This is a genomic window from Micromonospora sp. NPDC093243, assembly GCF_044753725.1.
GTDB lineage: Bacteria > Actinomycetota > Actinomycetes > Mycobacteriales > Micromonosporaceae > Micromonospora.
Window position 1 is genome coordinate 38694 of record NZ_JBIVNT010000006.1, and the last position, 21740, is coordinate 60433.

Genomic DNA, 21740 nt, shown 5'->3' on the forward strand with positions numbered 1-21740 from the left:
GTCAACGCTCCGCGGCGGCGGCGGTCCGGGCGGCGGGTACGGCCGGCGCCGCCGCGGGAGTGACCAGTTCCCCGTCCCGGTAGAGCAGTGACCGGCCGGGCCGGGGCACCACCCAGCCGGTGTCGCCCGGTGCCGGTTCCCGCCCCTCGGGCACCACGACCTGGACGCTGGTGCCGGCGGCCCGGATCGGCCCGCCCGCCGCGCCCGCACCCGAGCCGTCGGCTGCTCCGCCGCTGGCCACGTCGAGGGAGACCAGCGAGAAGCTGCCGAGGTTCTCGACGACGACCACTTCCCCCTGCAGCGCGCCCGGCGCGGGGTCGGGGGAGTGGTCGAGGTATTCGGGGCGTACCCCGTAGACGAGCTTCTCGCCGTCGGTCACCGGGGCGTCGTCGGGGATCGGCAGCCGGGCGCCGGCGACGGACAGCTGACCTTCGTGCACCTCGGCGTCGATGAGGTTCATCGGGGTGGAGCCGATGAAGCCGGCGACGAAGGTGTTGGCCGGGCGACGGAACACCTCGGTGGGCGTGCCGACCTGCCGGATGCGGCCGCCCTCCATGACGGCGATCCGGTCCGCCAGGGCGAGCGCCTCGGCCTGGTCGTGGGTGACGAAGACGGTGGTGACGCCGAGTTCGCGCTGCAGCCGCTTGAGGAAGGTCCGGGCCTCCAGCCGGAGCCGCGCGTCCAGGTTGGACAACGGCTCGTCGAGCAGGAAGACCTGGGGGTGGCAGGCCATCGCCCGGGCGAGCGCGACCCGCTGCTGCTGCCCGCCGGAGAGTTGCCCGGGACGGCGGTCCAGCAGCGCGGAGAGGCCCAGCTCGTCGGCGGTCTCGGCGGCCTTGTCGCCGCGGCTGCGGCGGTCCATCTTCTTGATCCGCAGTGGGTAGGCGATGTTCTCCTGCACGGTCATGTGCGGAAAGAGCGCGTAGTCCTGGAAGACCATCGCCACGTCCCGCTTTCCGGGCGGCAGGTTGGTGACCTCGCGGTCGCCGATGTGCACGCTGCCGCTGGAGGCGAGCTCCAGCCCGGCGATGGTGCGCAGCAGGGTCGTCTTGCCGCAGCCGGACGGGCCGAGCAGGGCGAAGAACTCGCCGTCGGCGATCTCCAGGTCGAGGGCGTCCAGGGCGCGTACCCCGTTGGGGTAGACCTTGGTCAGTGCGCGCATGGCGATGGCGGACATCAGCGCTTGATCCCTCCGTGGAAGCGGAATCCGTACCGGCTGCTGACGAAGACGAACATGAGCGCCACCGGCAGCGAGTAGAGCAGTGAGAAGGTGGAGAGCAGCCGCAGGTCGGCCTGGCCGCCCTCGGTGTAGAGGGTGTACATGATCACCGCGGCCGGAGCCTTGTCGGGCCCGCGCAGCAGCAGGTACGGCACCAGGAAGTTGCCCCAGACGTTGGCCACCGCCCACACGCCGACGGTGGCCAGCCCGGGGCGGACCAGCGGCACCACGATGTGCCGCATGATCTGCAGCGGGCTGGCGCCGAAGACCCGGGCAGACTCCTCGTAGGACGTCGGCGTGGCGTCCATGAAGTCCTTCAGGATGAAGATCGCCGCCGGCAGCAGCCCACCGCTGAGGATCAGGATGACGCCGAGCCGGGAGTCGATCAGGTGCAGCCGGTCGGCCAGCTCGAACAGCGGCACCATGGTGGCGGTGCCGGTGACGATCGAGGAGAGCAGCAGCAGCCCGTAGAGAAGCGCGTCCCGGCCGGGCACCCGGACCCGGCTCAGCGCGTACGCGGCCAGCGCCGCGAACGTCACCACCAGCGCGGCGGTGCCGGCGGCCAGGTAGACCGAGTTGAGCAGCGAGCCGAGCGCGTACGGGTTGTCGAGCAGGGCGCGGAAGTTGTCCAGGGTGAACCGCGGCAGCGAGGCGGTGATCGTCGGGGTGTCGTCGAACGGGGCGGTGGCCAGCCAGAGCAGCGGCAGGGCGAAGAACCCGAGGACGGCGCAGAGGAAGACGTAGCGCGCGATCCGGGCGAGCACGTGTCGGACCACGATGCGCGGCCCGTCGCTCGTCGGCTCGGTCGCGGTCCGCGCCGCGGTCGCGGTGCCGGTCGCGGTGCTCATGCCGGCCCCTCGCTGAGCTCGCTCACGCCGTCTCCTTCCGCCGGCCCAGCATCCGCAGGTAGACCAGGGCGATGACCAGGTTGATCAGCAACATGACGAACGAGATGGCCGCGCCGAAGCCGAGCTCGCCGCCGGAGAGCGCGACCTTGTACACGTAGACCGGGAGGATCTCCGAGCGCTGCTCGGGGCCGCCCGCGGTGATCAGGAACGGTGCGAAGTCGTTGAACGTCCAGAGGCTGATCAGCAGCAGGTTGGTCAGCACGTGCCCGCGGATGCGGGGGAAGACCACGTCGCGTAGCTGCTGCCAGGTGGACGCGCCGGCGAGCCGGGCGGTCTCCAGGTGCGAGCGGGGCACGTTCTCCAGCGCGGCGGCGTAGAGCATCATCGAGAACGCGGTGCCGCGCCAGGTGTTGAACACGATGATCGACAGCATCGGATGGTCGAGCAGCCAGGCGGTACCGGGGATGCCGAGCAGCGTGTTGAGTGTGCCGCCGTCGCGGTCGAGCAGGGCGATCCAGAGGAACGCGACCACCGAGCTGGGCAGGATCCAGGAGAGCAGGACGAACCCCTCGACCAGCCGGCGCAGCGGGCCGCGACGGTCGCGCAGCGCGTAGGCGATGGCGAAGCCGAGCCCGGCCTGGCCGATGACCGCCGAGCCGAGCACGAACTGCAGGGTGAGCAGCAGCGAGTTGCGGAACCGCTCGTCGTCCAGCGCCCGGGTGTAGTTGTCCAGGCCGACGATCTCCGGGTTGGCGGCGGCCAGGCCGGTCAGCCGGTAGTTGGTGACGCCGAGGTAGATCGTCCAGGCGGCCGGCACCACGAGGAAGAGCAGGATCAGCACCATGCTCGGCGTCAGGAACCCGGCGGCCCGGCCCCGGCCCAGCCCGGCGGCGTCGGCGGCGGGGGAGGCGCCCGTGGCCGGGCGCGCTCCCTCCACCACCTGGTCAGGAGGTGACGTTGCCTGGGCCACCGACGAACCCCTCGACCTTCTTCTGGTACGCACCGGCGGCCGCGTCGACACCCTTGCCGGCCGTCGCGTCCGCGGTCGCCTCCTGCAGCGCCACCGACACCTGCGGGTACACCGCCAGCGGCGGCCGGTAGGCGGTGATCGGCAGCACCTTGTCGGTGATGAAGCTCAGCATCGGGTCGCCCGCCAGCACCTCCTTGTTGACGTCCGTACGGGCGGTGATCCGCTTCTCGCCGGCCAGTTCGGCCTTGACCGCCTCGGCCGAGTGCATGAACGACAGCAGCTCCCACGCCTGGGAGGGGAACTTGGAGTTGGGGTTGAGCACCCGCACGCCGCCGCCGGACATGCTGACGAAGTCCTGCCCCCGGATGCCGGCGCCGGGCTGCTTGGCGGGGATCATGGCGTAGCCGACGGCGGTGTCCCGGTCGGCCATCTTGGCGATGCCGCTGGTCGGGTTGACGACGCTGCGCCAGAAGTAGTCACCCTCGCCGAGGATGCCGATCTTCCCGGCGGCGAACTCGGCGAAGGACTTGTCGCGCCCCTTCGCCTCCTGCTGGAGCTTCGGGTCGCCCAGGCCGCCGCCGTAGACCTTCGTGTAGAAGTCGAGTACGTCCTTGACCGGCTGGGTGGCTCCGGCCCACTTGCCGTCGGAGTAGATCTCGCCCCCGGCGCCGGCCAGCAGCGGCAGCGCGCCCTGCATGGAAGTCGCCTCGCCCATCGCCGTACCGGCGTTGATCTGGATCGGCGTCACCCCGGGCAGCGCCTTGAGCTTGGCGCCGGCGTCGAGGATCTCCTGCCAGCTCTTGGGTTGCCACTCGGCGGGCAGGCCGGCCTGGGCGAAGAGCTTCTTGTTGTAGTAGAGGACCCGGCCGTCGGTGCCGAGCGGGATGCCGTAGCGCTTCTCCTCGAACGAACCGAGGCCCTGCACCGTCTCGGGGATCTGCGACCAACCCTCCCAGGAGTCGACCTCGCTCCCGCCCACCTCGGAGAGCGGCTTGAGGTAGCCGGCCTGGACGAGCTCGCCCACCCAGATGCCGTCCAGCGCGATGACGTCCGCACCGCTCTTGGACCGCAGGTCGAGGGCCTGCTTGGTCTTGTACTGCTCGTCGTCGACGCCGCTGGGCACGAAGGTCACCTTCGCGGTGACGCCCTTGGCCTTCTGGGCCTCGACGAACTTCGGGATGACCCACTTCTCGATCCACTCCGCACCGGCGGAGCTCTTGCCGCCCACGATGGAGTTGGCGGCGATGGTGAGGGTGATGTTCTTGGCGTCCTTGCCGGCGGGCTCGGACGAGTCGCCGCACGCGGTGGCGGCGAGGGCAACGGCGGTGAACGCGGCGAGCAAGCCCGCTGCGTGTCTCGGCTTGGCTGACATGGCTGCTTCCCTTCGCAAGGAGAGACTTCGAAGAGACTCGCGGGTCGCCCGCCGGCCGCAGGTCACTCGCCGGCGGTGCTTAGCGGCCACAATGTCATGACAGCCTGACGACGTAAATACCTGTCACTGAAATGAGCGCGAAACATCCATGGTCACCGCTCCGCGACGGTCACCTCGAGGGAGTAGCGGCTGGCCCGGTAGATGTGCGCGCCGTGCTCGACGTAGCGCCCGCGGTCGTCGTACGCGGTGCGGGTCATGGTGAGCAGCGGAGCGCCCCGCCGCTCGCCGAGCATCTGGGCCTCGGCCGAGGTCGCGGCGCGCGCCCCGATCCGCTGGTGTGCGCCACGGACCCGCATGCCGGCGGCCCGCAGGATCGCGTACAGCCCTTTGGCCTGCAACGCGTCCAGGGTGAGCCGGACCAGGTCGGCGGGGAGCCAGTTCTCCATCACCGCGAGCGGTTCGTCGTCGGAGAACCGCAGCCGGCGCAGGTGCCACACCTCGCCACCGGCCGGCACGCCGAGTGCGGCGGCGACGGCGGGCGGGCAGGCGGCGGTGGCCAGCTCCAGCACCGACGTGGACGGTCGCTGACCGGCGCGCAACAGATCGTCGTGCAGGCTGGTGAGCTCCACCGCGCGGCGGACCTCGCCGCGCACCACCTGGGTGCCCACGCCGCGGCGGCGCACGATGAGTCCCTTGTCGACGAGGTGCTGGATGGCCTGCCGCACGGTCGGACGGGACAGCCCGAGCCGGTCGGCGAGCTGCAGCTCGCTGTCCAGCCGGTCGCCGGGTGCCAGCTCGCCGCGCTGGATCGCCGCGGCGAACTGCTCGGCGACCTGGAAGTAGAGCGGGACCGGGCTGCTCCGGTCGACCGCGATCTCGGGGCCGGGCACGGCACCTCCTCGGGTGGGGCGCGCGGATCCGCAGGGGCGGAAGGATGGGCGCCACTGTACCGAAGCGGTCACCGAGCGCAGAGGGCGGATGTCATGACAACACATTGACACAACTCACCGAGCACTGTTACCAATCAGGGACAGCGCTGGCGGGTACGCCGTCGCCGGCCGGGACGAAGGACGCCACATGCTGGATGTGCTCACCATCGGCCGGGTCGGGGTGGACATCTATCCGCTGCAGATCGGTACGCCGCTGGCCGAGGTCGAGACGTTCGGCAGGTTCCTCGGCGGCAGTCCGACCAATGTGGCCGTCGCCGCCAGCCGGCAGGGGCTGCGGGCCGGCGTGATCACCCGGACCGGCGCCGACGCCTTCGCCGACTACGTGCACCGGGCGCTGCGCGACTTCGGCGTCGACGACAGCCAGGTCCACCCGGTCGAGGGGTTGCCGACCCCGGTGACCTTCTGCGAGATCTTCCCGCCGGACCACTTCCCGCTCTGGTTCTACCGCACCCCCACCGCGCCGGACCTGCAGATCCGCCCCGGCGAGCTGGACGCCGAGGCGATCGCCGCGGCCCGGATCTTCTGGCTCACCGGCACCGGCCTCTGCCAGCAGCCGAGTCGCGACGCGCACAACGCCGCGCTCGCGGTCCGCGCCGGACGACCACACACCGTGCTGGACCTGGACTACCGGCCCATGTTCTGGCCTGATCCGGCCACCGCCACGGCGGCCATCGCCGAGGTGCTGCCCCAGGTCACCGTGACCGTCGGCAACCTCGACGAGGTGGAGATCGCGGTCGGCACCCGAGATCCGCAGCGGGCCGCCGAACGGCTGCTCGACCGCGGCCCCCGGCTGGCGGTCGTGAAGCTGGGCCCCGAAGGGGTGCTGGCCAGCACCGGCACCGAGACCGCCCGGGTGCCGCCGGTGCCGGTGCGGGTGGTCAACGGGCTCGGCGCCGGCGACGCGTTCGGCGGCGCGCTCTGTCTGGGGCTGCTGCGCGACTGGCCGCTGGAGCGGACGCTGCGCTTCGCCAACGCCGCCGGCGCGATCGTCGCCTCCCGCCTGGCCTGCTCCGCCGCCATGCCGGACCATGCCGAGACCCTGGCGTTGCTGCGGGACGTCCAGCCGGAACCGGTGCCGTCGAACCCCGCCGTCGGAGGAGAAGACCGGTGAACACCGACTACCAGGCGCTGACCCTCACCCGGGCCCACCGGCCACAGGCGATCGCCGAGGCGGCCGCCGGCCGGGTCCGGCGGCCCTGGCCGGATCACGGGCGGCCGCTGTTCATCATCGCCGCCGACCACCCGGCCCGGGGCGCCCTCGGCGTCCGGGACCGGCCGATGGCCATGGCCGGACGGGCCGACCTGCTCGACCGGCTGCGCCTGGCGCTGTCCCGCCCCGGCGTCGACGGGGTGCTCGGCACCCCGGACGTCCTGGAGGACCTGCTGCTGCTCGGCGCGTTGGAGGACCGGCTGGCGATCGGGTCGATGAACCGCGGCGGCCTCTCCGGTGCCACCTTCGAACTCGACGACCGGTTCACCGCGTACGACGCCGACAGCATCGCCGCGATGCGCTACGACGGCGGCAAGATGCTCTGCCGCATCGACCCGGACGACGCGGGCACCGCCCCCACCCTGCAGGCCTGCGCCCGGGCGGTCACCGCCCTGGCGGCCCACCGGACGGTCGCCCTGGTCGAACCGCTCTGGGTGGCGCGCACCGAGGGCCGGGTCCACGCCGACCTGCGGCCCGAGGCGGTCATCAAGGGCGTCAGCGTCGGTCAGGCGCTCGGCGCCACCTCCGCGTACACCTGGTTGAAGCTGCCGGCGATCGACGAGATGGAGCGGGTGATGGCCGCGACCACCCTGCCGGTCCTGCTGCTCGGTGGCGACCCGGTCGAGGCTCCCGACACGGTCTACGCGAGGTGGGAACGGGCGCTGCGGCTGCCCGGGGTGCGTGGGCTGGTGGTGGGCCGAGCGCTGCTCTATCCGCCGGACGACGACGTGGCCGCCGCCGTGGACGTGGCCGGGTCGCTGCTCCCCGCCGGGCAGGACGCGTGAGGACGGCGGACGCCCACCTGCCGTGGGGCCGCACGGCCCGGACGCCGTGGGCGCTGGAGGTCACCCCCGAGCGGGCCGGATGGACCTCTGCCGGGCTGCGGGTGCTCACCCTGCCGCCGGGCGGCGCGGTCACCTTCGACACCGGTGACGAGGAGATGCTGGTCCTGCCGCTGGCCGGCGCCGCGACCGTGCGGTGCGACGGGGTCCGGTTCGCCCTGACCGGGCGGACGTCGGTCTTCACCGCGGTGACCGACTTCGCCTACCTGCCCCGGGACGCCACCGTCACGGTGCGGGGCGAGGGCCGGTTCGCGCTGCCGTCGGCCCGGGCGACCCGCCGGCTCTCGCCGCGCTACGCCGCCGCCCGCGACGTGCCGGTGGAGTTGCGCGGGGCGGGGCCGGCCAGCCGCCAGGTCAACAACTTCTGCGCCCCGGACGCCTTCGACTGCGACCAACTGGTCGCCGTCGAGGTGCTCACCCCCGGCGGCAACTGGTCGTCGTACCCGCCGCACAAGCACGAGGAGGACCGGGTCCACGACGACGGCCGGGTCGAGGCGGCGCTGGAGGAGATCTACTACTTCGAGGTGGCCGGCGGCGCGCCCGGGGACCCGGCCGGACCGGTCGGCTACCAGCGCGTCTACGGCACCGGGCAGCGCCCGATCGAGGTGCTCGCCGAGGTGCGCGCCGGGGACGTCGTGCTGGTTCCGCACGGCTACCACGGGCCGTCGATGGCTCCGCCCGGCTACCACCTCTACTACCTCAACGTGCTGGCCGGGCCCGGCCGGAACCGGACGATGGCCTGTGTGGACGACCCTCGGCACGGCTGGATCCGGGCGAGCTGGGCCGATCAGCCGGTCGATCCGCGGCTGCCGCTGGCCGGCCCGACGACCCGGGAGGCGTGATGCCCAGACTGACGGTGGCGCAGGCGATCGTGACGTTCCTGGCCCGGCAGTACTCGGAGCGCGACGGGGTGCGCCGCCGGCTGATCCCGGCCTGCTTCGGCATCTTCGGCCACGGCAACGTCGCCGGCATCGGTGAGGCGCTCGCCAGCGCCGAGGTCGACCTGCCGTACCACCTCTGCCGCACCGAGCAGGGCATGGTGCACACCGCGGCCGCGTACGCCCGGATGACCGACCGGTTGAGCACCCTGGCCTGCACCACCTCGATCGGTCCGGGCGCGACGAACCTGGTCACCGGGGCGGCCGGCGCGACCGTCAACCGGCTGCCGGTGCTGCTGCTCCCCGGTGACATCTTCGCCACCCGGGTGGCCAACCCGGTGCTGCAGGAGCTGGAGGATCCACGCTCCTACGACGTGAGTGTCACCGACGCGCTGCGGCCGGTGTCCCGCTACTGGGACCGGATCAACCGTCCCGAGCAGCTGCCGGCGGCACTGCTGGCCGCGATGCGGGTGCTCACCGACCCGGTGGAGACCGGCGCGGTCACCCTGGCGTTGCCGCAGGACGTGCAGGCCGAGGCGTACGACTGGCCGGCGGAGCTGTTCGCCGACCGGGTCTGGCACGTGCCGCGTCCACGTCCGGACGCGGCCGCCGTGGGCCGGGCCGCGGCGGTCGTCACGGCGGCACGGCGGCCGCTGCTCGTCGCCGGGGGCGGGGTGATCTACAGCGGTGCGGGCGAGGCGCTGCGCAGCTTCGCCGAGGCGTACCGGGTGCCGGTGGCGGAGACCCAGGCCGGCACGGGCGCCCTGCCACACGATCATCCGCTGGCGCTCGGCGCGGTCGGGGTCACCGGCACCACGGCGGCGAACGAGATCGCCGCCGGCGCGGATCTGGTGATCGGGGTGGGCACCCGGTACAGCGACTTCACCACCGCCTCCGGCACCCTTTTCGGGGCCGAGACCCGGTTCGTCAACCTCAACATCACCGGCTTCGACGCGGCGAAGCTCTCCGGAGTGCAGCTCGTCGGGGACGCCCGTGAGTGCCTCTCCGCGCTCAACGCCGCCTGCGTCGGATGGGGGAGCGAGCCGGCGTACCGTGCGTCGGTCACCGAACTGAAGGACCGGTGGGCCCGCGTGGTCGAGCGGGCCCGGCACGCGGAGCCGGACGCGCGGCCGACCCAGACCGCGGTCATCGGCGCGGTCAACGACGCCGCCGGTCCGCGGGACGTGGTGGTCTGCGCGGCCGGGTCGATGCCCGGTGACCTGCACCGGCTGTGGCGCAGCGCCGACCCGAAGAGCTACCACGTCGAGTACGGCTACTCGTGCATGGGCTACGAGATCGCCGGGGGGATCGGGGTCAAGCTGGCCGCCCCGGAACGCGAGGTGTTCGTGCTGGTCGGTGACGGCTCCTACCTGATGCTGCCGAGCGAACTGGCCACCGCGGTGGCCGACGGGGTGAAGCTCGTGGTGGTGCTCGTCGACAACCAGGGGTTCGCCTCGATCGGCCGGCTCTCGGAGAGCGTCGGGGCGCGCCGGCTCGGCACCGCCTACCTCGACCGGGGCGGCGCGCCGCTGCCGGTCGACCTCGGGGCCAACGCGGCGAGCCTCGGCGCGGAGCTGATCCGGGTGTCGACCATGACCCAGCTCCGCGCGGCGCTCGCCACCGCGAAGCGGGCGCAGCGAACCACCGTGGTCCACGTGCGGACCGACCGGTTCGAGACCGGCCCGGACGGCGGCGCCTGGTGGGACGTGCCGGTCGCCGAGGTCTCCACCACCGCCGAGGCGCGGAGCGCCCGGGCCGGGTACGAGGCGGGGCGCAAGGACCGACACCCGCACCTGCGCCCGGCCTGAGTGATCCGACGATCGGGGTGGCCGACCCGGTTGCGTTGTCAGCCGCCGCGGGAACCGGTGACCTACCATGCGGGCGTGACGAACGTCGATCGGGTGGCCGCCGCCGTCGCGGTCTGGCAGCAGCAGAGCGTCTGGTCGCGCGCGGCGACGGTGGCGAAGCGCCGGATCGTGCGGGGGCGGCGGGCTCTCGCCGGGTTGACGGCCGCCGCCGCCGTCGCCGGTACCGCCGCCAGCCAGCTCGACGGGGTGTACCAGCCCGCGAGCCGGGCTCTCGCGGTGCTCGCCGGCGCCGCCCTGGCGCTGGTCCCGGTGGTGGCCCGCTCGACGGCACGAGAGGCGGTGCACGCCTGGGCCCGGCTGCGGTCGGTCTCCGAATCGCTCAAGGCAGAGCTCTACCGCTATCTGGCCCGGGTGGCGCCGTTCGTCGGGCCGGATCGCGACGCCGCGCTGCTGCGCCGGCTCGACACGCTTCTGGACGACGCCGGTGACCTCGCCGGGCTGGTCGTCGACTTCGAGCCGGCCGAGCGGCCGTTGCCCGCGGTCTCCGACGTGCCGTCCTACCTGACCCATCGGCTCGTGGGGCAGGTGGAGGGCTACTACCTGCCGGGTGCCCGGCAGATGGCCCGGCGGGCCAGCCGCATTCGTACGGCGACCACCGCGCTGACCGCCGCCGGGGCGGTGTTGTCCGCCGTGGTCGGAGTGCTCGGCGACGGCCTCGGGCTGGCCGCGTGGGTCGGCGTCGTCGCCACGGTGACGACGGCGCTGGTCGGCTACGGCGCGGCCCAGCAGTTCGAGCACCAGCAGATCGAGTACGCGCGCACCGCCGACCAGTTGTCCCGGCTGGCCCGCATCCGACGCGACGGGCACGGGTGGACCGACGACGCGGCGTTCGTGGCGGAAGTCGAGCGGATCATCTCACTGTCCAATGAGGCCTGGATGGCCAGAACCCTTGAAGAAGATGGCTCACAGCAGCACTGACGTTACCGGCAGTGCGGTAGAGTCATCGACAGTTGTGTGGGTCGCCAGCGAGGCCGACTCCCTCTGACCCACCAAGTCCGATGGGGGGCTCACGTGGATCGCAACGCAGGCCGGTCGACGAAGACCACCGCACCGCTGGATGATCTCCGGCAAACTCCGCTCGGCGAGATCTCACTTGTCCGCGCCCGACTCGTGGCGCTGTCCGACACCCGCCCAGTCGATCGGCCGGCACGCGTCGATGTCGCGGCCTTCGGTGCTTCGATCTGATCCGGGTGAGACGGCAGCCTCTGGGACAAGCGCACCGGCTGGCGCCCTGAGTCAGTACGTAATCAAGATCGTCAGCCGGTGCGACCTCTCCTGCGACCACTGCTACGTCTACGAACACCCCGATCAGAGCTGGCGCCGACAGCCGCGCACGATGGCTCCGGCGACCGTGACTGCCGCTGCCCGGCGGATCGCCGAGCACGCGAGCACGCGCCGGCTCGGCGCGGTGCGGGTGGTGCTGCACGGGGGCGAGCCGCTGCTCGCCGGGGCCGCCGGGCTCGCCGCCATCGCGGCCGAGCTGCGCCGGCAACTCGACCCGGTGACCCATCTGGATCTACGCATGCAGTCCAACGGTGTGCTGCTCACCGAGGAGATCGCCGAGGTGCTGGTCCGCTACGGCGTCAAGGTCGGCATCTCCCTCGACGGTGATCGCGCGGCCAACGACCGGCACCGGCGCTACGCCAATGGCGCGAGCAGCCACACCTCGGTGCTGCGGGCGCTCGCGCTGCTGCGCCGCCCGGAATACCGGCCGGCCTACGCCGGCATCCTCTGCACCGTCGACCTGGCCAACGACCCGATCGAGGTCTACCAGGCGCTGCTGGCCGAGGACCCGCCGCACATCGACTTCCTGTTGCCGCACGCCAACTGGGACCGGCCGCCGCCGCGCCCGGACGGCGTCGCGACCCCGTACGGCGACTGGTTGCTCGCCGTGCACCGGCGCTGGACCGCGGACGGCTGTCCCGTGCCGATCCGGATGCTGGACTCGCTGCACTCCATCGCTGCCGGCGGTGCCAGCCGGACCGAAGCAGTGGGGCTGGACGCCGCCGACCTCGCCGTGATCGAGACCGACGGCAGCTACGAGCAGGTCGACTCGCTGAAGACGGCCTTCGACGGCGCTCCGGCAACCGGGCTGGACATCTTCGCCGACCGGATCGACGACGTCGCCGCCCATCCGATGATCGCCGTCCGGCAGGCGGGGCTGGCCGGCCTCAGCGCCACCTGTCAGTCCTGCCCGGTGGTCCGGCAGTGCGGCGGCGGTCTCTTCGCGCACCGCTACCGCACGGGCAGCGGCTTCGACAACCCGTCGGTCTACTGCCGCGACCTCACACACCTCATCCGGTTGATGGGGGCCCCGGCCGGCCCGGCGCCCCGAGCCGCCGGCTCCGACGGTCCGGGGCGCGCCGACGCCGGCGCGGACGCCTTGGACCCCACGGTCCTCGACGACCTCGGCACCGGCCAGGGCAGCGATGACTCGGTCGACCAGCTCGCCGCGATCCACCTGGCGAAGACCCGGGCGCTGCTGGTCGCGCTCAGCCCGGCCATGGCCGAACTACCGGTCGCCGCGGCCGGCTGGGCCGTGCTGGTCGGGCTCGACGTCACCGCGCCGGAGGCCGTGCGGGACGTGCTCGGCCACCCGTTCGTCCGCCGTTGGGCTCATCGGTGCCAGGACCGCCCGACCCCGGTCCACCTCGGACATGCCGCCGCGGTCGCCGCAGCCGCGGCGATCCGGGCCGGCGCCTCCGCCGAACTCGTCGTGCCGGCTCCCGGCGGGGTGCTCAGCCTGCCCACTCTCGGCACGCTCCCCCTCCCGGGCACGGACGCCGCCATGGTGTCCGTCGACGCGGACGGGTTCCGCGTCCGCGTCGGCGACGACGTCATCACGGTGCGGCCCGACACGGCCGAGCACCCACCGGGCTGGCGGCCGGCCCGGCGGATGCCGCTCGAGGGTTCATCGCTGCTGATCGAGGACGCCGACCCCTACCGGGACTGCTACCAGGACCTGGCGGTGACACCCCGACTGACCGCGGCGGAGGCCGTCGGGTGGGTACGCCAGGTGGGCCGCGCGCTCCAGCGGATCGACGCCGAGGCCCCCGGCTACGCCCCCGGCATGCGGGCGGTGCTACGCGCCGTGGTGCCGCTGCGCCCCGACCGGGGCGGTCGGCAGCGCAGCGCCGCGGCGGCGACGGCCTTCGGCGCCGTCGCCGTCACGCCAACACCCGACGAAGCCGCCCTCGCGGTGCTGCTGGTGCACGAGGTGCAGCACTTGAAGCTCAACGGCGTGCTCGACGTCTGCGAACTGGTCGACCGGCGCGACACCCGCCGGCTCGTCGTGCCGTGGCGGGACGACCCCCGCCCCGTGGACGGCGTGCTGCACGGCACCTACGCCCACCTGGCGGTGGCCGACGTGTGGCGCCGCCGTGCGGGCGCCGCGGCCGGCGCTCACTTCCGTCGCTACCGGAACTGGACCGACGGGGCGCTGGACGCGCTGCTCGGCCTGGGGGCGTTGACGGCGGCGGGGGAGCGGTTCGCGCGGCAAATGCGCGCGACGGTGGACCGCTGGGCATGACCGCGCGGCCGGTCGGCCGGGTCGAGCTGGCCGCCGGGCTGCGGGCGGTGGGGCTCGGCGCCGGCGCGATCGTTCTGGTGCACTGCTCGCTGTCGCGTATCGGACCCGTCGCCGGCGGTCCGGCGACCCTGCTTGCCGCGATGCGCGAGGTGCTGGGTGACGCCGGGACGATCGTGGTACCCACCCAGACCGCCTTCAACTCGATCACCTCGCCGGCCTTTCGCGCGGCGACCGCGGGCCTGAGCACGCGGCAGGCGGCGCGGGTGGAGGCCGGCATCCCGCCGTTCCACCCGGCGCGCAGTCCCGCCGAAGGCATGGGGGTGCTGGCCGAGCACGTGCGGCGGCAGCCGGGAGCGGTGCGCAGCGGGCACCCGCAGACCTCGTTCGCCGCGCTGGGCCCGGCGGCGGCGCGGCTGACCGCCGTGCACGACCTGGACTGCCACCTGGGCGAACGGTCCCCGCTCGGCGCGCTCTACGCCGCCGACGCCCTCGTCCTGCTGCTCGGCGTCGACTACGCCGCCTGTACGGCGTTCCACCTCGCCGAGTACCGCCTGCCCCAGCCGGCCGCCCAGCGGCCGTACCGCTGCTATGTCCTGGACAGCTCCGGTCGTCGGGCCCGGCGCGACTTCCTCGCCCTCGACCTCGACGACTCCGACTTTCCACGGATCGGCGCGGCGCTGGAGCGCCTGCCGGTCGTCCGGCGCGGTGCGCTGGGCGGCGGCACCTGCCGTGCCGTCCGGATGCGACCCGCCGTCGACTTCGCCGGCCGCTGGATGTGCCGGCACCGGGCCGGACAGTGAGGGCGGCCCGGGCATTGCCGCGGCCGATAATGTAGTGAGGGTGACTGTGTCCTCAGGGGACGGGAGCGGCGGGTGACCGAGGAAGAGTACCGGGTCGACCCACGGGCGCCCGTGTTCTTCCTCAGTTACGCCCGGGCGAAACAGCGCCCCGGCGAGCCCCCGCGGGACGCCAACCAGAAGGTCTTCCAGCTCTACGTCGACCTCTCCGACCACGTCGCCGAGCTGCTCGGGCTGCCGGCCGGCAGCACGGCCGGCTTCCTGGACCGGCTCCTCGACGGCGGTCAGCTGTGGACCGACGATCTCGCCTTCGCCGCCGGCCACTGCCAGGTCTTCATCCCGCTGATCTCCCCGCAGTACCTGAGCAGCGCCTGGTGCGCCCGGGAGTGGAACGCGTTCGTGCATCGCCGCGAGATCCGACGTCCGGACGCCCGGCCGACCCCCGGTGAACGGCCGATCATCCCGGTCAACTGGTCGGTGATGGGCCGCCGACGCCGGCTGCCGGCGGCGATCGGGCATCGGCAGATGTTCTCCCCGACCGGCCTTCCTCCGGAGATCGCGCCGCAATACCAGCAGGAAGGCATCTACGGCCTGCTCAGCCTCGGCCGCAACGGCAAGGACGCCTACGACGCGGTGGTGTGGCGGTTGGCGCAGCGGGTCGTCCGCGCGGTGGACACGCACTGGGTGCAGCCGTACGTGTCGGACATCGAGGAACTCGGCGACGAGTTCGAGGAGGCCGGGGATGAGCTGGACTGACACCGCCCCGACCGTCGCCGGACGGGAGACGTACTTCTTTCTCAGCTACGCCCACTCCGTGCCGCTCTCCGCCGCGGCCCGCCCGGACACCGACTACTGGGTCACCCGCTTCTTCCACGACCTCAACGCCGCCGTGCAGCGCGGCGCACGCCGCACCGGCGATCTCGACATCGGCTTCTTCGACGGGCTCGTCGCGCCCGGCGCGGACCTCAAGCAGGCGCTCACCGACGCGCTCAGCCTCGCGCACGTCTTCGTGCCGCTCTACTCGCCGAACTACTTCAGCAACGCCTGGGCGGTCGGCGAGCGGGCCTCCTTCCGATCCCGGCTGGACCGGCTGCGCCCGGCCGAGACGGACGGGCACGTCCTGCCGGTGTTGTGGATCCCCTTCCCGCCCTGGGACGACCGGCCGGAGATGGCCGAGGCGCTGGAGCTGGTCGGCGGCCCGGCCGAGTACGCCGAGAACGGGCTGCGGGCGCTGTGCAAGCTCAGCGCGTACCGGCGGCAGTACGACGAGGTCCTCGACATGTTGGCCGAGCGGATCATCGCGGTGACCGAGACCGCGCCGCTGCGCCGGTCCCGGGCCGCACCGCTGACCGCCGCGCCGACGGAGGAGCCCGGCGAAGCCGCGTTGGTCGTCGCCGCGCTCGCCGGCGAGGACGGGCGGCAGTGGCGACCGTTCGGGGCGCAGCACGCGTTGGCCATCGCCGACTACGTCGCCGCGACCGCTCAGCGGCTGGGGCTGCCCACCCGGGTCGTCGAGTTCGGCGCGGCGCGCGAGCGGGCCCCGGACAGCCCGACCGTCCTGCTGATCGACGCCGGCCTGGGGTTGTCCGCGGTGCGCGCCGCCGTCGCCGGGCTGCCGCGTTGGGTGGTGCCGCTGGTGGTGGCCGGGCCGGGCGAGGCGGCGGAGGAGATCGTCGCCGCCCTGCGCGTCGCCCGGTTCCCGGAGGCACGACCGGTACACGGGGTGGACGAGTTCGAACACAGCGCGCCACTGCTGGTGATCGAGGCCCGCAAACAGTTCCTGCGACATGGACCGCTCTACCCTCAGGACGGCCCGAGCGTGCCCCGACCGAGCCTGCGGCCGACCGACGCGACCGACGTGCGGCGACGACGAGAAGAGGACCGATGACACAGCAGCGAGACGGTCAGGTGGTCACCTTCTACTCGTACAAGGGCGGCACCGGGCGGACCATGGCCCTGGCCAACACGGCGTGGATCCTGGCTGCGAACGGTCAGCGGGTGCTGGTCGCCGACTGGGACCTCGAGTCGCCCGGCCTGCACAAGTTCTTCGCGCCGTTCCTCGACGCCGACCAGGTCGCCTCCACCGGCGGCGTGATGGACCTGATCCTCGAGTACGAGTGGGCGAACCTCAAGCAGCGCCGCCAGGCCCAGGAGGCCGACGGTCCGCAGGAGGTGGAGACCCGGCCCGGCGACTGGCACCGACACCTGGCCAAGGTGCAGAAGTACGCCTTCTCGGTGGGCTGGGAGTTCCCCGGCGGCGGCAGCCTCGACCTGCTGCTGGCGGGCAAGCACAACCCGGACTACGCCACCAACGTGACCGGCCTGAACTGGGACAACTTCTACAACCGGCTCGGTGGCGGCCTCTTCTTCGATGCCCTGCGCGAGGACATGAAGCGGCACTACGACTACACCCTTATCGACAGCCGCACGGGCATCAGCGACGTCGCCGAGATCTGCACCATCCACCTGCCGGACGTGCTGGTGGACTGCTTCACCCTGAGCGACCAGGGCATCGACGGCGCCGCGACGGTGGCCAGCCGGGTCCGCGGCTACGAGGGGCGGCGGGCCCGCCGGGTGCTGCCGGTGCCGATGCGGGTCGACGAGGGGGAGAAGGGCAAGGCCGACGCCGGTCGGGCGGTGGCGATGCAGCGGTTCGCCGGGCTGCCGGGCGGCATGACCGAGGCCGAACGGCGGGAGTACTGGCTCACCGTCGAGGTGCCGTACCGGGCCTATTACGCCTACGAGGAGACCCTGGCGACCTTCGCGGACGTGCCGGGCGGCCGGACCACCCTGCTCTCCGCGTACGAGACGTTGACCAGCCACATCACCGGTGGGCGGATCTCCGTGTTGCCCCGGGTCGACGAGGCGCTGCGCCGGCGGGTCGTGGCCCGCTTCGAGCGCAAGCCCGCGATCGCCGACGAGCTGGTCGTGGTGCGCCACGTCCCGGAGGACCAGGCCTGGGCGGAGTGGGTGCAGGCGGCGCTCACCGCGGTCGACCTGCGGGTGGTGACCGCGGCGGTGGACGAGACGGAGCCGGCGCGGGCGGGGACGGTCACCCGGGACCTCACCCTGGTCTCCCGCTCCTACCAGGCCGCCCACGGGGAGCCCGCCGACTCCCGCTCGGCCGGCTCGGCCGGCCCGCTGACGGTCTACGTGGACGGTACGACGCCCTCGCCGGACCTGCCGATCGGGGCCTGGGTCTCGCTGCACGAGGTCGCCGCCGAGGAGGCGGTCGAGCGGTTGGTGCAGCTGCTCGGGGTGACCGCGCCCGCGCGGAGCGGCGCCGCGTCGGTGGTGCGGACCGCCCGCTATCCCGGGGCCCGGCCGCTGGTGTTCAACCCGCCGAGCCGCAACACCCGGTTCACCGGGCGGGAGCAGTTGCTGCGCACGCTTCGTGACGAGCTGCGGGCCGGCGGGAACGAGGGAACCCCGGTGGCGCTGCGCGGCGGTCCCGGCATCGGCAAGACCCAGCTGGCCATCGAGTACGCCCACCGGTTCCGGGGCGCGTACGACATCATCTGGTGGGTGCAGGCCGACCCGCCGCAGTTCGTCGACGTGCGGGTGGCCGACCTCGGCGAGGAGCTGGGGCTGCCCCGGCAGCAGACCATCCCGGAGATGACCCGGGCGGTGCGGCAGCGGCTGAGCCGGCCGGAGCGACGCGCCGACGGCGGGGTGCCCGAGCAGTGGCTGCTGGTCTTCGACAACGTCGACCAGTACGAGCACGTACGCGACTACCTCCCGCAGGGCTCGGGACACGTGCTGGTCACCACCCGGAACCCGGAGTGGGGCGACCTGGCCCGCGGGGTGGACGTGGAGGCGTTCCAGCGGGCGGAGAGCGTGGCGCACCTACGGTCCCGGATCGGCGAACGGTCGATCACCGTCGCCGAGGCCGAGCAGGTCGCCGAGGCGGTCGAGAACGTGCCCATCTTCGTGGCGATGGCGGGCGCCTGGTTGGCCGACACCGGCACGCCGATCCCCGACTACCTGACGAGTCTGGAACGCGGCGGGCCGACCGAGGACGTCTGGGACATCTCGCTGCAACGGCTGCGGGAGGGCTCCGCGGGCGCGTACCGGCTACTGCAACTGGCGTCGGTGCTCGCTCCGGAGATCTCACTGGAGCTGCTCTACAGCGACGAGGTCGCGAAGGTCATCGCCGACCATGACCCGATGGTCGCGGCGCGGGTGGCCGACCGGGTCTCCGAGCGTGACATCGCCGCGGCGCTGGTGCAGCGAATCAACCGGCTGGCGCTGGTGAAGCTCGACCTGCACGCGCAGCAGGTGCTGGTGCACCGCCTGCTGCAGGCGGCGTTGCGGGCCCGGATGTCCGACGAGGAGCTGGCCGGTGTGAAGCACGATGTGCACCGGATCCTCGCCGGGGCCCGGCCCTCGGGCGAGGTCGAGGACGCGTCCGTCGAGCAGCGGCTACGCCTGCTCTGGCCGCACCTCGACGGGGCGGATGCCCTCTCCTCGTCCGACGACGACGTCCGCCAGCTGATCGTCGACCGGGTCCGCTACATCTACCTCAACGGCGGTTACGCCCAGGGCGCCCGGTACGCCGAGCAGGCCGACGTGGCGTGGTCGCGGCTGCTGGCCCAGCTGGCTCCGGACACGCCGGCGCACCGGGCGTTGCAGGTGCAGCTGTTGCACCTGCGGTTCAACCGGGCCAACCTGCTGCGCAGCCTCGGCGAGTTCGAGCAGGCCCGCCGGCTCAACGAGGAGACGCTGAGCGCCCAGGAGAAGCTGATCGGTTCGACTCACCCGTACACCCTGATGACGGCCGGCGGCTACGGCGGTGACCTGCGGGCCATCGGCCGCTACCAGGAAGCCCTGGAGCGGGACCTGCGCACCTACTCCGCCTCGGTCGACGTGTTCGGCGAGGACCACCGCCGTACGCTGACCGCCGCGAACAACCTGGCCGCGTCCTACCGGCTGACCGGCGACATCCAGCGGGCCCTCGACACCGACGAGAGCACCTACCGCCGGCTGCGGGTGGTACTCGGCCCGGGCCACCTGCGCACCCTGCTGACGGCCAACAACCTGGGCCGGGACCTGCGGGAGGCCGGTGACTACGAGGCCTCGGCGACGTTGCTGCAGACGGTGGTCGCCGGCTACCGCGACCTCTTCGGCGACCGGTCCCGCAACGTGCTGACGGCGCAGACCAATCTCGCGGCGTCGCTGCGCGGCACCGGCGAGATCGCCGAGGGCGCCCGGCTGCTCGACGACGCCTACGAGGACCTGCTCGCCGGTTTCGGCCCGATGAACCCGGACACGCTGTTCAGCCGGCTGAGCCGGGCGGCGAACCTCATGCTCCAGGGGGAGCGGGAGCACGCCCGCAGGGAGCTCATCGAGGCCGAGGAGCAGTTCGTCGAGGTGTTCGGCGACGGGCATCCGTACGTGCTGGTGTGTCGCAACAATCTCAGCGTGGCGATGTGGGACCACGGCGAGGTGGGACCGGCTCGCGAGCTGGCCGCGGTCACCGCGACGGCGTTGGCGGCGGCGCTGGGCGACATCCATCCGCTGACCATGGCGGCGGCCAACAACGTGGCGGTCTTCGCGATCCTCTCCGGGGAGTTGGAGACCGGGCGTGACCAGTTGCGGGTCGTCGTCGGCCGGCTGCGGGAGGTGCTCGGCGAGGATCACCCCGACGCCCTGCGTGGGCTGGGCAACCTGGTGATCGCTGAGCAGGCGGCGTCCGGCGCGACCGGCAGCATCGAGCGGATGCGGCTGGCGGACCGACTCGCGAACCGGATCGGTCAGCACCACCCGAGTGTGGTCAACCTGCGGGAGGGACGTTACGTGCGACGGGTGCTCGACCCGCACCCCTACTGACCGGGGCGGGCGCCGATGAGGACGTCTCGGCTCGCCGTCGCGTCGTCGACGGTGAGCCAGCGCAGGATGCGCGGTAGCTCCTTCATCGCGTCGAAGTGTGCCGCGCCGGGCTGCACCTCGATCTCGGCCCCGGGAATCCGGGTGGCGAGCCACCGCGTGTGGCTGACCGGTGCGAAGGTGTCCTCGGCGCCGTGCCAGAGCCGGACCTGGGTCGCCGCGGTGTCGATCATGCGTGGATCGAACTTCCAGTCGCGGCGCAACGCCAGCACATCGTCGATCCACCCGTAGGGCCCGGCCCGGAGCGCTTCCTCATAGGTGTCGGTGATCAACCGCCGTAGCGCCGCGTCGTTGATCACGCGGCGGTCCGCCGCGGTCATCTCCGCCATGACGTCCTCGAGCAGCCGCCGGGGGTCTTCACTGGCCCGCTCGGCTCGGCGGCGGATCTCCTCCACCAGACCGGCGGTGTCGCCGCCGTTGCCACCGAAACCGTTGACGTTGTCGGCGTTCATGCCCGAGTACCAGTCCAGCTCGCCCGCGTTGGACGGGGCGAACCCGACCAGCGCCGCGACCCGGGAGACCCGGTGCCGCAGCCGGGCGTCGGCCGCGCAGGCCAGCGCGTGCGGGCCGCCACCGGAGCGACCGGCGACCGCGAACCGGGTCAGCGCCAGTTGGTCGGCGATCACCTCGACGTCTGCCGCGGCGTCGGCCACCGTCCGGCCCTCGGATCGGTCGGAGTCGCCGTAGCCGGGGCGGTCGTAGGTGATCAGCCGGACCCCGAGACGGTGCAGGACGATGCCCCGTGGCTTCGGCCCCCGCCGGCTGCCCGGCGTGCCGTGCATGAGGAAGACCGGGTAGCCGTCCGGCGCGCCAGAGACCTCGAACGCCACCCGCGAGCTGTCCGCGCGATAGGCGAATCCGGTCCCCGGTTCCCCTTCTCGGGCCACCCCAGCCTGCCTTCCGATGTTGCCACCAGCGAGTATCCGTCACGTCGGCACAGAGCGAAGGTGAATGATCGGCGGTGAACGACCTCACTCGATGGTGAGCCTAACGGTCGGGTCGGGCGGGCCGCTATCCGCTGTGGGGACAACGCGCCGGATCTGTCGGAAAGGACAGTCTCCGGGCACTCCGGGTGAAACTTCCAGCTGCGAGCATTGATCGAACTCGGTCGAGGCCGGTTCGAGTGGGCGGATGCGGCCGATGGTCAACGGCCCCGCAGAGGATTGACAGTTCACGTTGTGACACCTGAGGATTGCCTCAGTACACCGACCGTCACCGGAGCACCTCCGTCACCACCGTTCGACGCCCCGCAATTCGGCGATGCGGGCCAGGTCGAGGCGACGGAGCCGGACGACATCACCTTCCCTATCTCACCGTGTCGCGCGCCCGGTTGCCGCAACGACCGCGCGCGACCCAACGGATGGAGCCGCG

General features: G+C 72.7%; 15 protein-coding genes and 1 pseudogene. 10 read left to right on the forward strand and 6 right to left on the reverse strand.

Going from position 1 to position 21740, the window contains the following annotated elements:
• Position 1: 1 nt before the first annotated feature.
• The 5 genes from ACIP9D_RS20955 to ACIP9D_RS20975 form a co-directional block, all read right to left on the reverse strand.
• Complete coding sequence (locus tag ACIP9D_RS20955; RefSeq protein WP_350873706.1) at positions 2-1177, reverse strand: ABC transporter ATP-binding protein; 1176 nt, start codon at positions 1175-1177, stop codon at positions 2-4.
• Positions 1177-2067, reverse strand: coding sequence for a carbohydrate ABC transporter permease (locus tag ACIP9D_RS20960; RefSeq protein WP_350873707.1), 891 nt, complete (start codon positions 2065-2067; stop codon positions 1177-1179). The genes ACIP9D_RS20955 and ACIP9D_RS20960 overlap by 1 nt, the downstream gene beginning before the upstream one ends.
• 22 nt (positions 2068-2089) lie before the next feature.
• On the reverse strand, positions 2090-3007 hold the full coding sequence (locus tag ACIP9D_RS20965) for a sugar ABC transporter permease (protein ID WP_350873708.1): 918 nt from the start codon (positions 3005-3007) through the stop codon (positions 2090-2092).
• A gap of 4 nt (positions 3008-3011) precedes the next feature.
• On the reverse strand, positions 3012-4409 hold the full coding sequence (locus tag ACIP9D_RS20970; protein ID WP_350873709.1) for an extracellular solute-binding protein: 1398 nt from the start codon (positions 4407-4409) through the stop codon (positions 3012-3014).
• A gap of 152 nt (positions 4410-4561) precedes the next feature.
• A complete protein-coding gene (locus ACIP9D_RS20975) occupies positions 4562-5299 on the reverse strand; it encodes a GntR family transcriptional regulator (protein ID WP_350873710.1) in 738 nt (245 codons plus the stop codon).
• 187 nt (positions 5300-5486) lie between these two features.
• Between ACIP9D_RS20975 and iolC the strand changes: the two genes are divergently transcribed.
• The 10 genes and pseudogenes from iolC (at position 5487) to fxsT (ending at position 20312) form a co-directional block, all read left to right on the forward strand.
• Positions 5487-6470, forward strand: coding sequence for a 5-dehydro-2-deoxygluconokinase (gene iolC / locus ACIP9D_RS20980; RefSeq protein ID WP_350873711.1), 984 nt, complete (start codon positions 5487-5489; stop codon positions 6468-6470).
• Entirely contained in the window at positions 6467-7354 is an 888-nt protein-coding gene (locus ACIP9D_RS20985; RefSeq protein ID WP_350873712.1) for an aldolase, read from the forward strand. Before iolC ends, ACIP9D_RS20985 begins: the two co-directional genes overlap by 4 nt.
• Positions 7351-8253 carry a 5-deoxy-glucuronate isomerase gene (iolB, locus tag ACIP9D_RS20990; RefSeq protein ID WP_350873713.1) on the forward strand — a complete coding sequence of 301 codons (903 nt, stop codon included), beginning with the start codon at positions 7351-7353 and terminating at the stop codon, positions 8251-8253. Before ACIP9D_RS20985 ends, iolB begins: the two co-directional genes overlap by 4 nt.
• Positions 8253-10097 (forward strand): 3D-(3,5/4)-trihydroxycyclohexane-1,2-dione acylhydrolase (decyclizing), encoded by a 1845-nt coding sequence (gene iolD, locus ACIP9D_RS20995; protein ID WP_350873714.1) that lies wholly within the window; start codon positions 8253-8255, stop codon positions 10095-10097. Before iolB ends, iolD begins: the two co-directional genes overlap by 1 nt.
• 75 nt (positions 10098-10172) lie before the next feature.
• The gene (locus tag ACIP9D_RS21000) at positions 10173-11075 is read left to right on the forward strand and encodes a DUF4231 domain-containing protein (RefSeq protein WP_350873715.1); all 903 of its coding nucleotides are present in this window, start codon (positions 10173-10175) and stop codon (positions 11073-11075) included.
• A gap of 238 nt (positions 11076-11313) precedes the next feature.
• Entirely contained in the window at positions 11314-13686 is a 2373-nt protein-coding gene (locus tag ACIP9D_RS21005; RefSeq protein ID WP_350873717.1) for an FxsB family cyclophane-forming radical SAM/SPASM peptide maturase, read from the forward strand.
• Positions 13683-14562: pseudogene (locus ACIP9D_RS21010) on the forward strand (aminoglycoside N(3)-acetyltransferase). Before ACIP9D_RS21005 ends, ACIP9D_RS21010 begins: the two are co-directional and overlap by 4 nt.
• Positions 14559-15239: a TIR-like protein FxsC gene (locus tag ACIP9D_RS21015; RefSeq protein WP_350873718.1), complete on the forward strand. Its 681-nt coding sequence runs from the start codon at positions 14559-14561 to the stop codon at positions 15237-15239. The pseudogene ACIP9D_RS21010 and the gene ACIP9D_RS21015 overlap by 4 nt, the downstream one beginning before the upstream one ends.
• Positions 15226-16371, forward strand: coding sequence for a TIR-like protein FxsC (locus ACIP9D_RS21020; RefSeq protein ID WP_350873719.1), 1146 nt, complete (start codon positions 15226-15228; stop codon positions 16369-16371). The genes ACIP9D_RS21015 and ACIP9D_RS21020 overlap by 14 nt, the downstream gene beginning before the upstream one ends.
• Complete coding sequence (fxsT, locus tag ACIP9D_RS21025) at positions 16368-20312, forward strand: FxSxx-COOH system tetratricopeptide repeat protein (protein ID WP_350873720.1); 3945 nt, start codon at positions 16368-16370, stop codon at positions 20310-20312. Before ACIP9D_RS21020 ends, fxsT begins: the two co-directional genes overlap by 4 nt.
• On the opposite strand, the gene ACIP9D_RS21030 is transcribed toward fxsT, so the two are convergent.
• Positions 20306-21256, reverse strand: a complete 951-nt coding sequence (locus tag ACIP9D_RS21030; protein ID WP_350873721.1) for an alpha/beta hydrolase — start codon at positions 21254-21256, stop codon at positions 20306-20308. The two genes, fxsT and ACIP9D_RS21030, sit on opposite strands and share 7 nt — an antisense overlap.
• Positions 21257-21740 lie beyond the last annotated feature (484 nt).

What these genes read in the sequence shown, in the direction of transcription:
- iolD (WP_350873714.1), top strand. Translation starts at nt 8,253, where the DNA reads ATGCCCAGACTGACGGTGGCGCAGGCGATCGTGACGTTCCTGGCCCGG.
- ACIP9D_RS20960 (WP_350873707.1), bottom strand. Translation starts at nt 2,067, where the DNA reads ATGAGCACCGCGACCGGCACCGCGACCGCGGCGCGGACCGCGACCGAG.
- fxsT (WP_350873720.1), top strand. Translation starts at nt 16,368, where the DNA reads ATGACACAGCAGCGAGACGGTCAGGTGGTCACCTTCTACTCGTACAAG.
- iolC (WP_350873711.1), top strand. Translation starts at nt 5,487, where the DNA reads ATGCTGGATGTGCTCACCATCGGCCGGGTCGGGGTGGACATCTATCCG.
- ACIP9D_RS20970 (WP_350873709.1), bottom strand. Translation starts at nt 4,409, where the DNA reads ATGTCAGCCAAGCCGAGACACGCAGCGGGCTTGCTCGCCGCGTTCACC.
- ACIP9D_RS21020 (WP_350873719.1), top strand. Translation starts at nt 15,226, where the DNA reads ATGAGCTGGACTGACACCGCCCCGACCGTCGCCGGACGGGAGACGTAC.
- ACIP9D_RS21005 (WP_350873717.1), top strand. Translation starts at nt 11,314, where the DNA reads ATGTCGCGGCCTTCGGTGCTTCGATCTGATCCGGGTGAGACGGCAGCC.
- ACIP9D_RS20955 (WP_350873706.1), bottom strand. Translation starts at nt 1,177, where the DNA reads ATGTCCGCCATCGCCATGCGCGCACTGACCAAGGTCTACCCCAACGGG.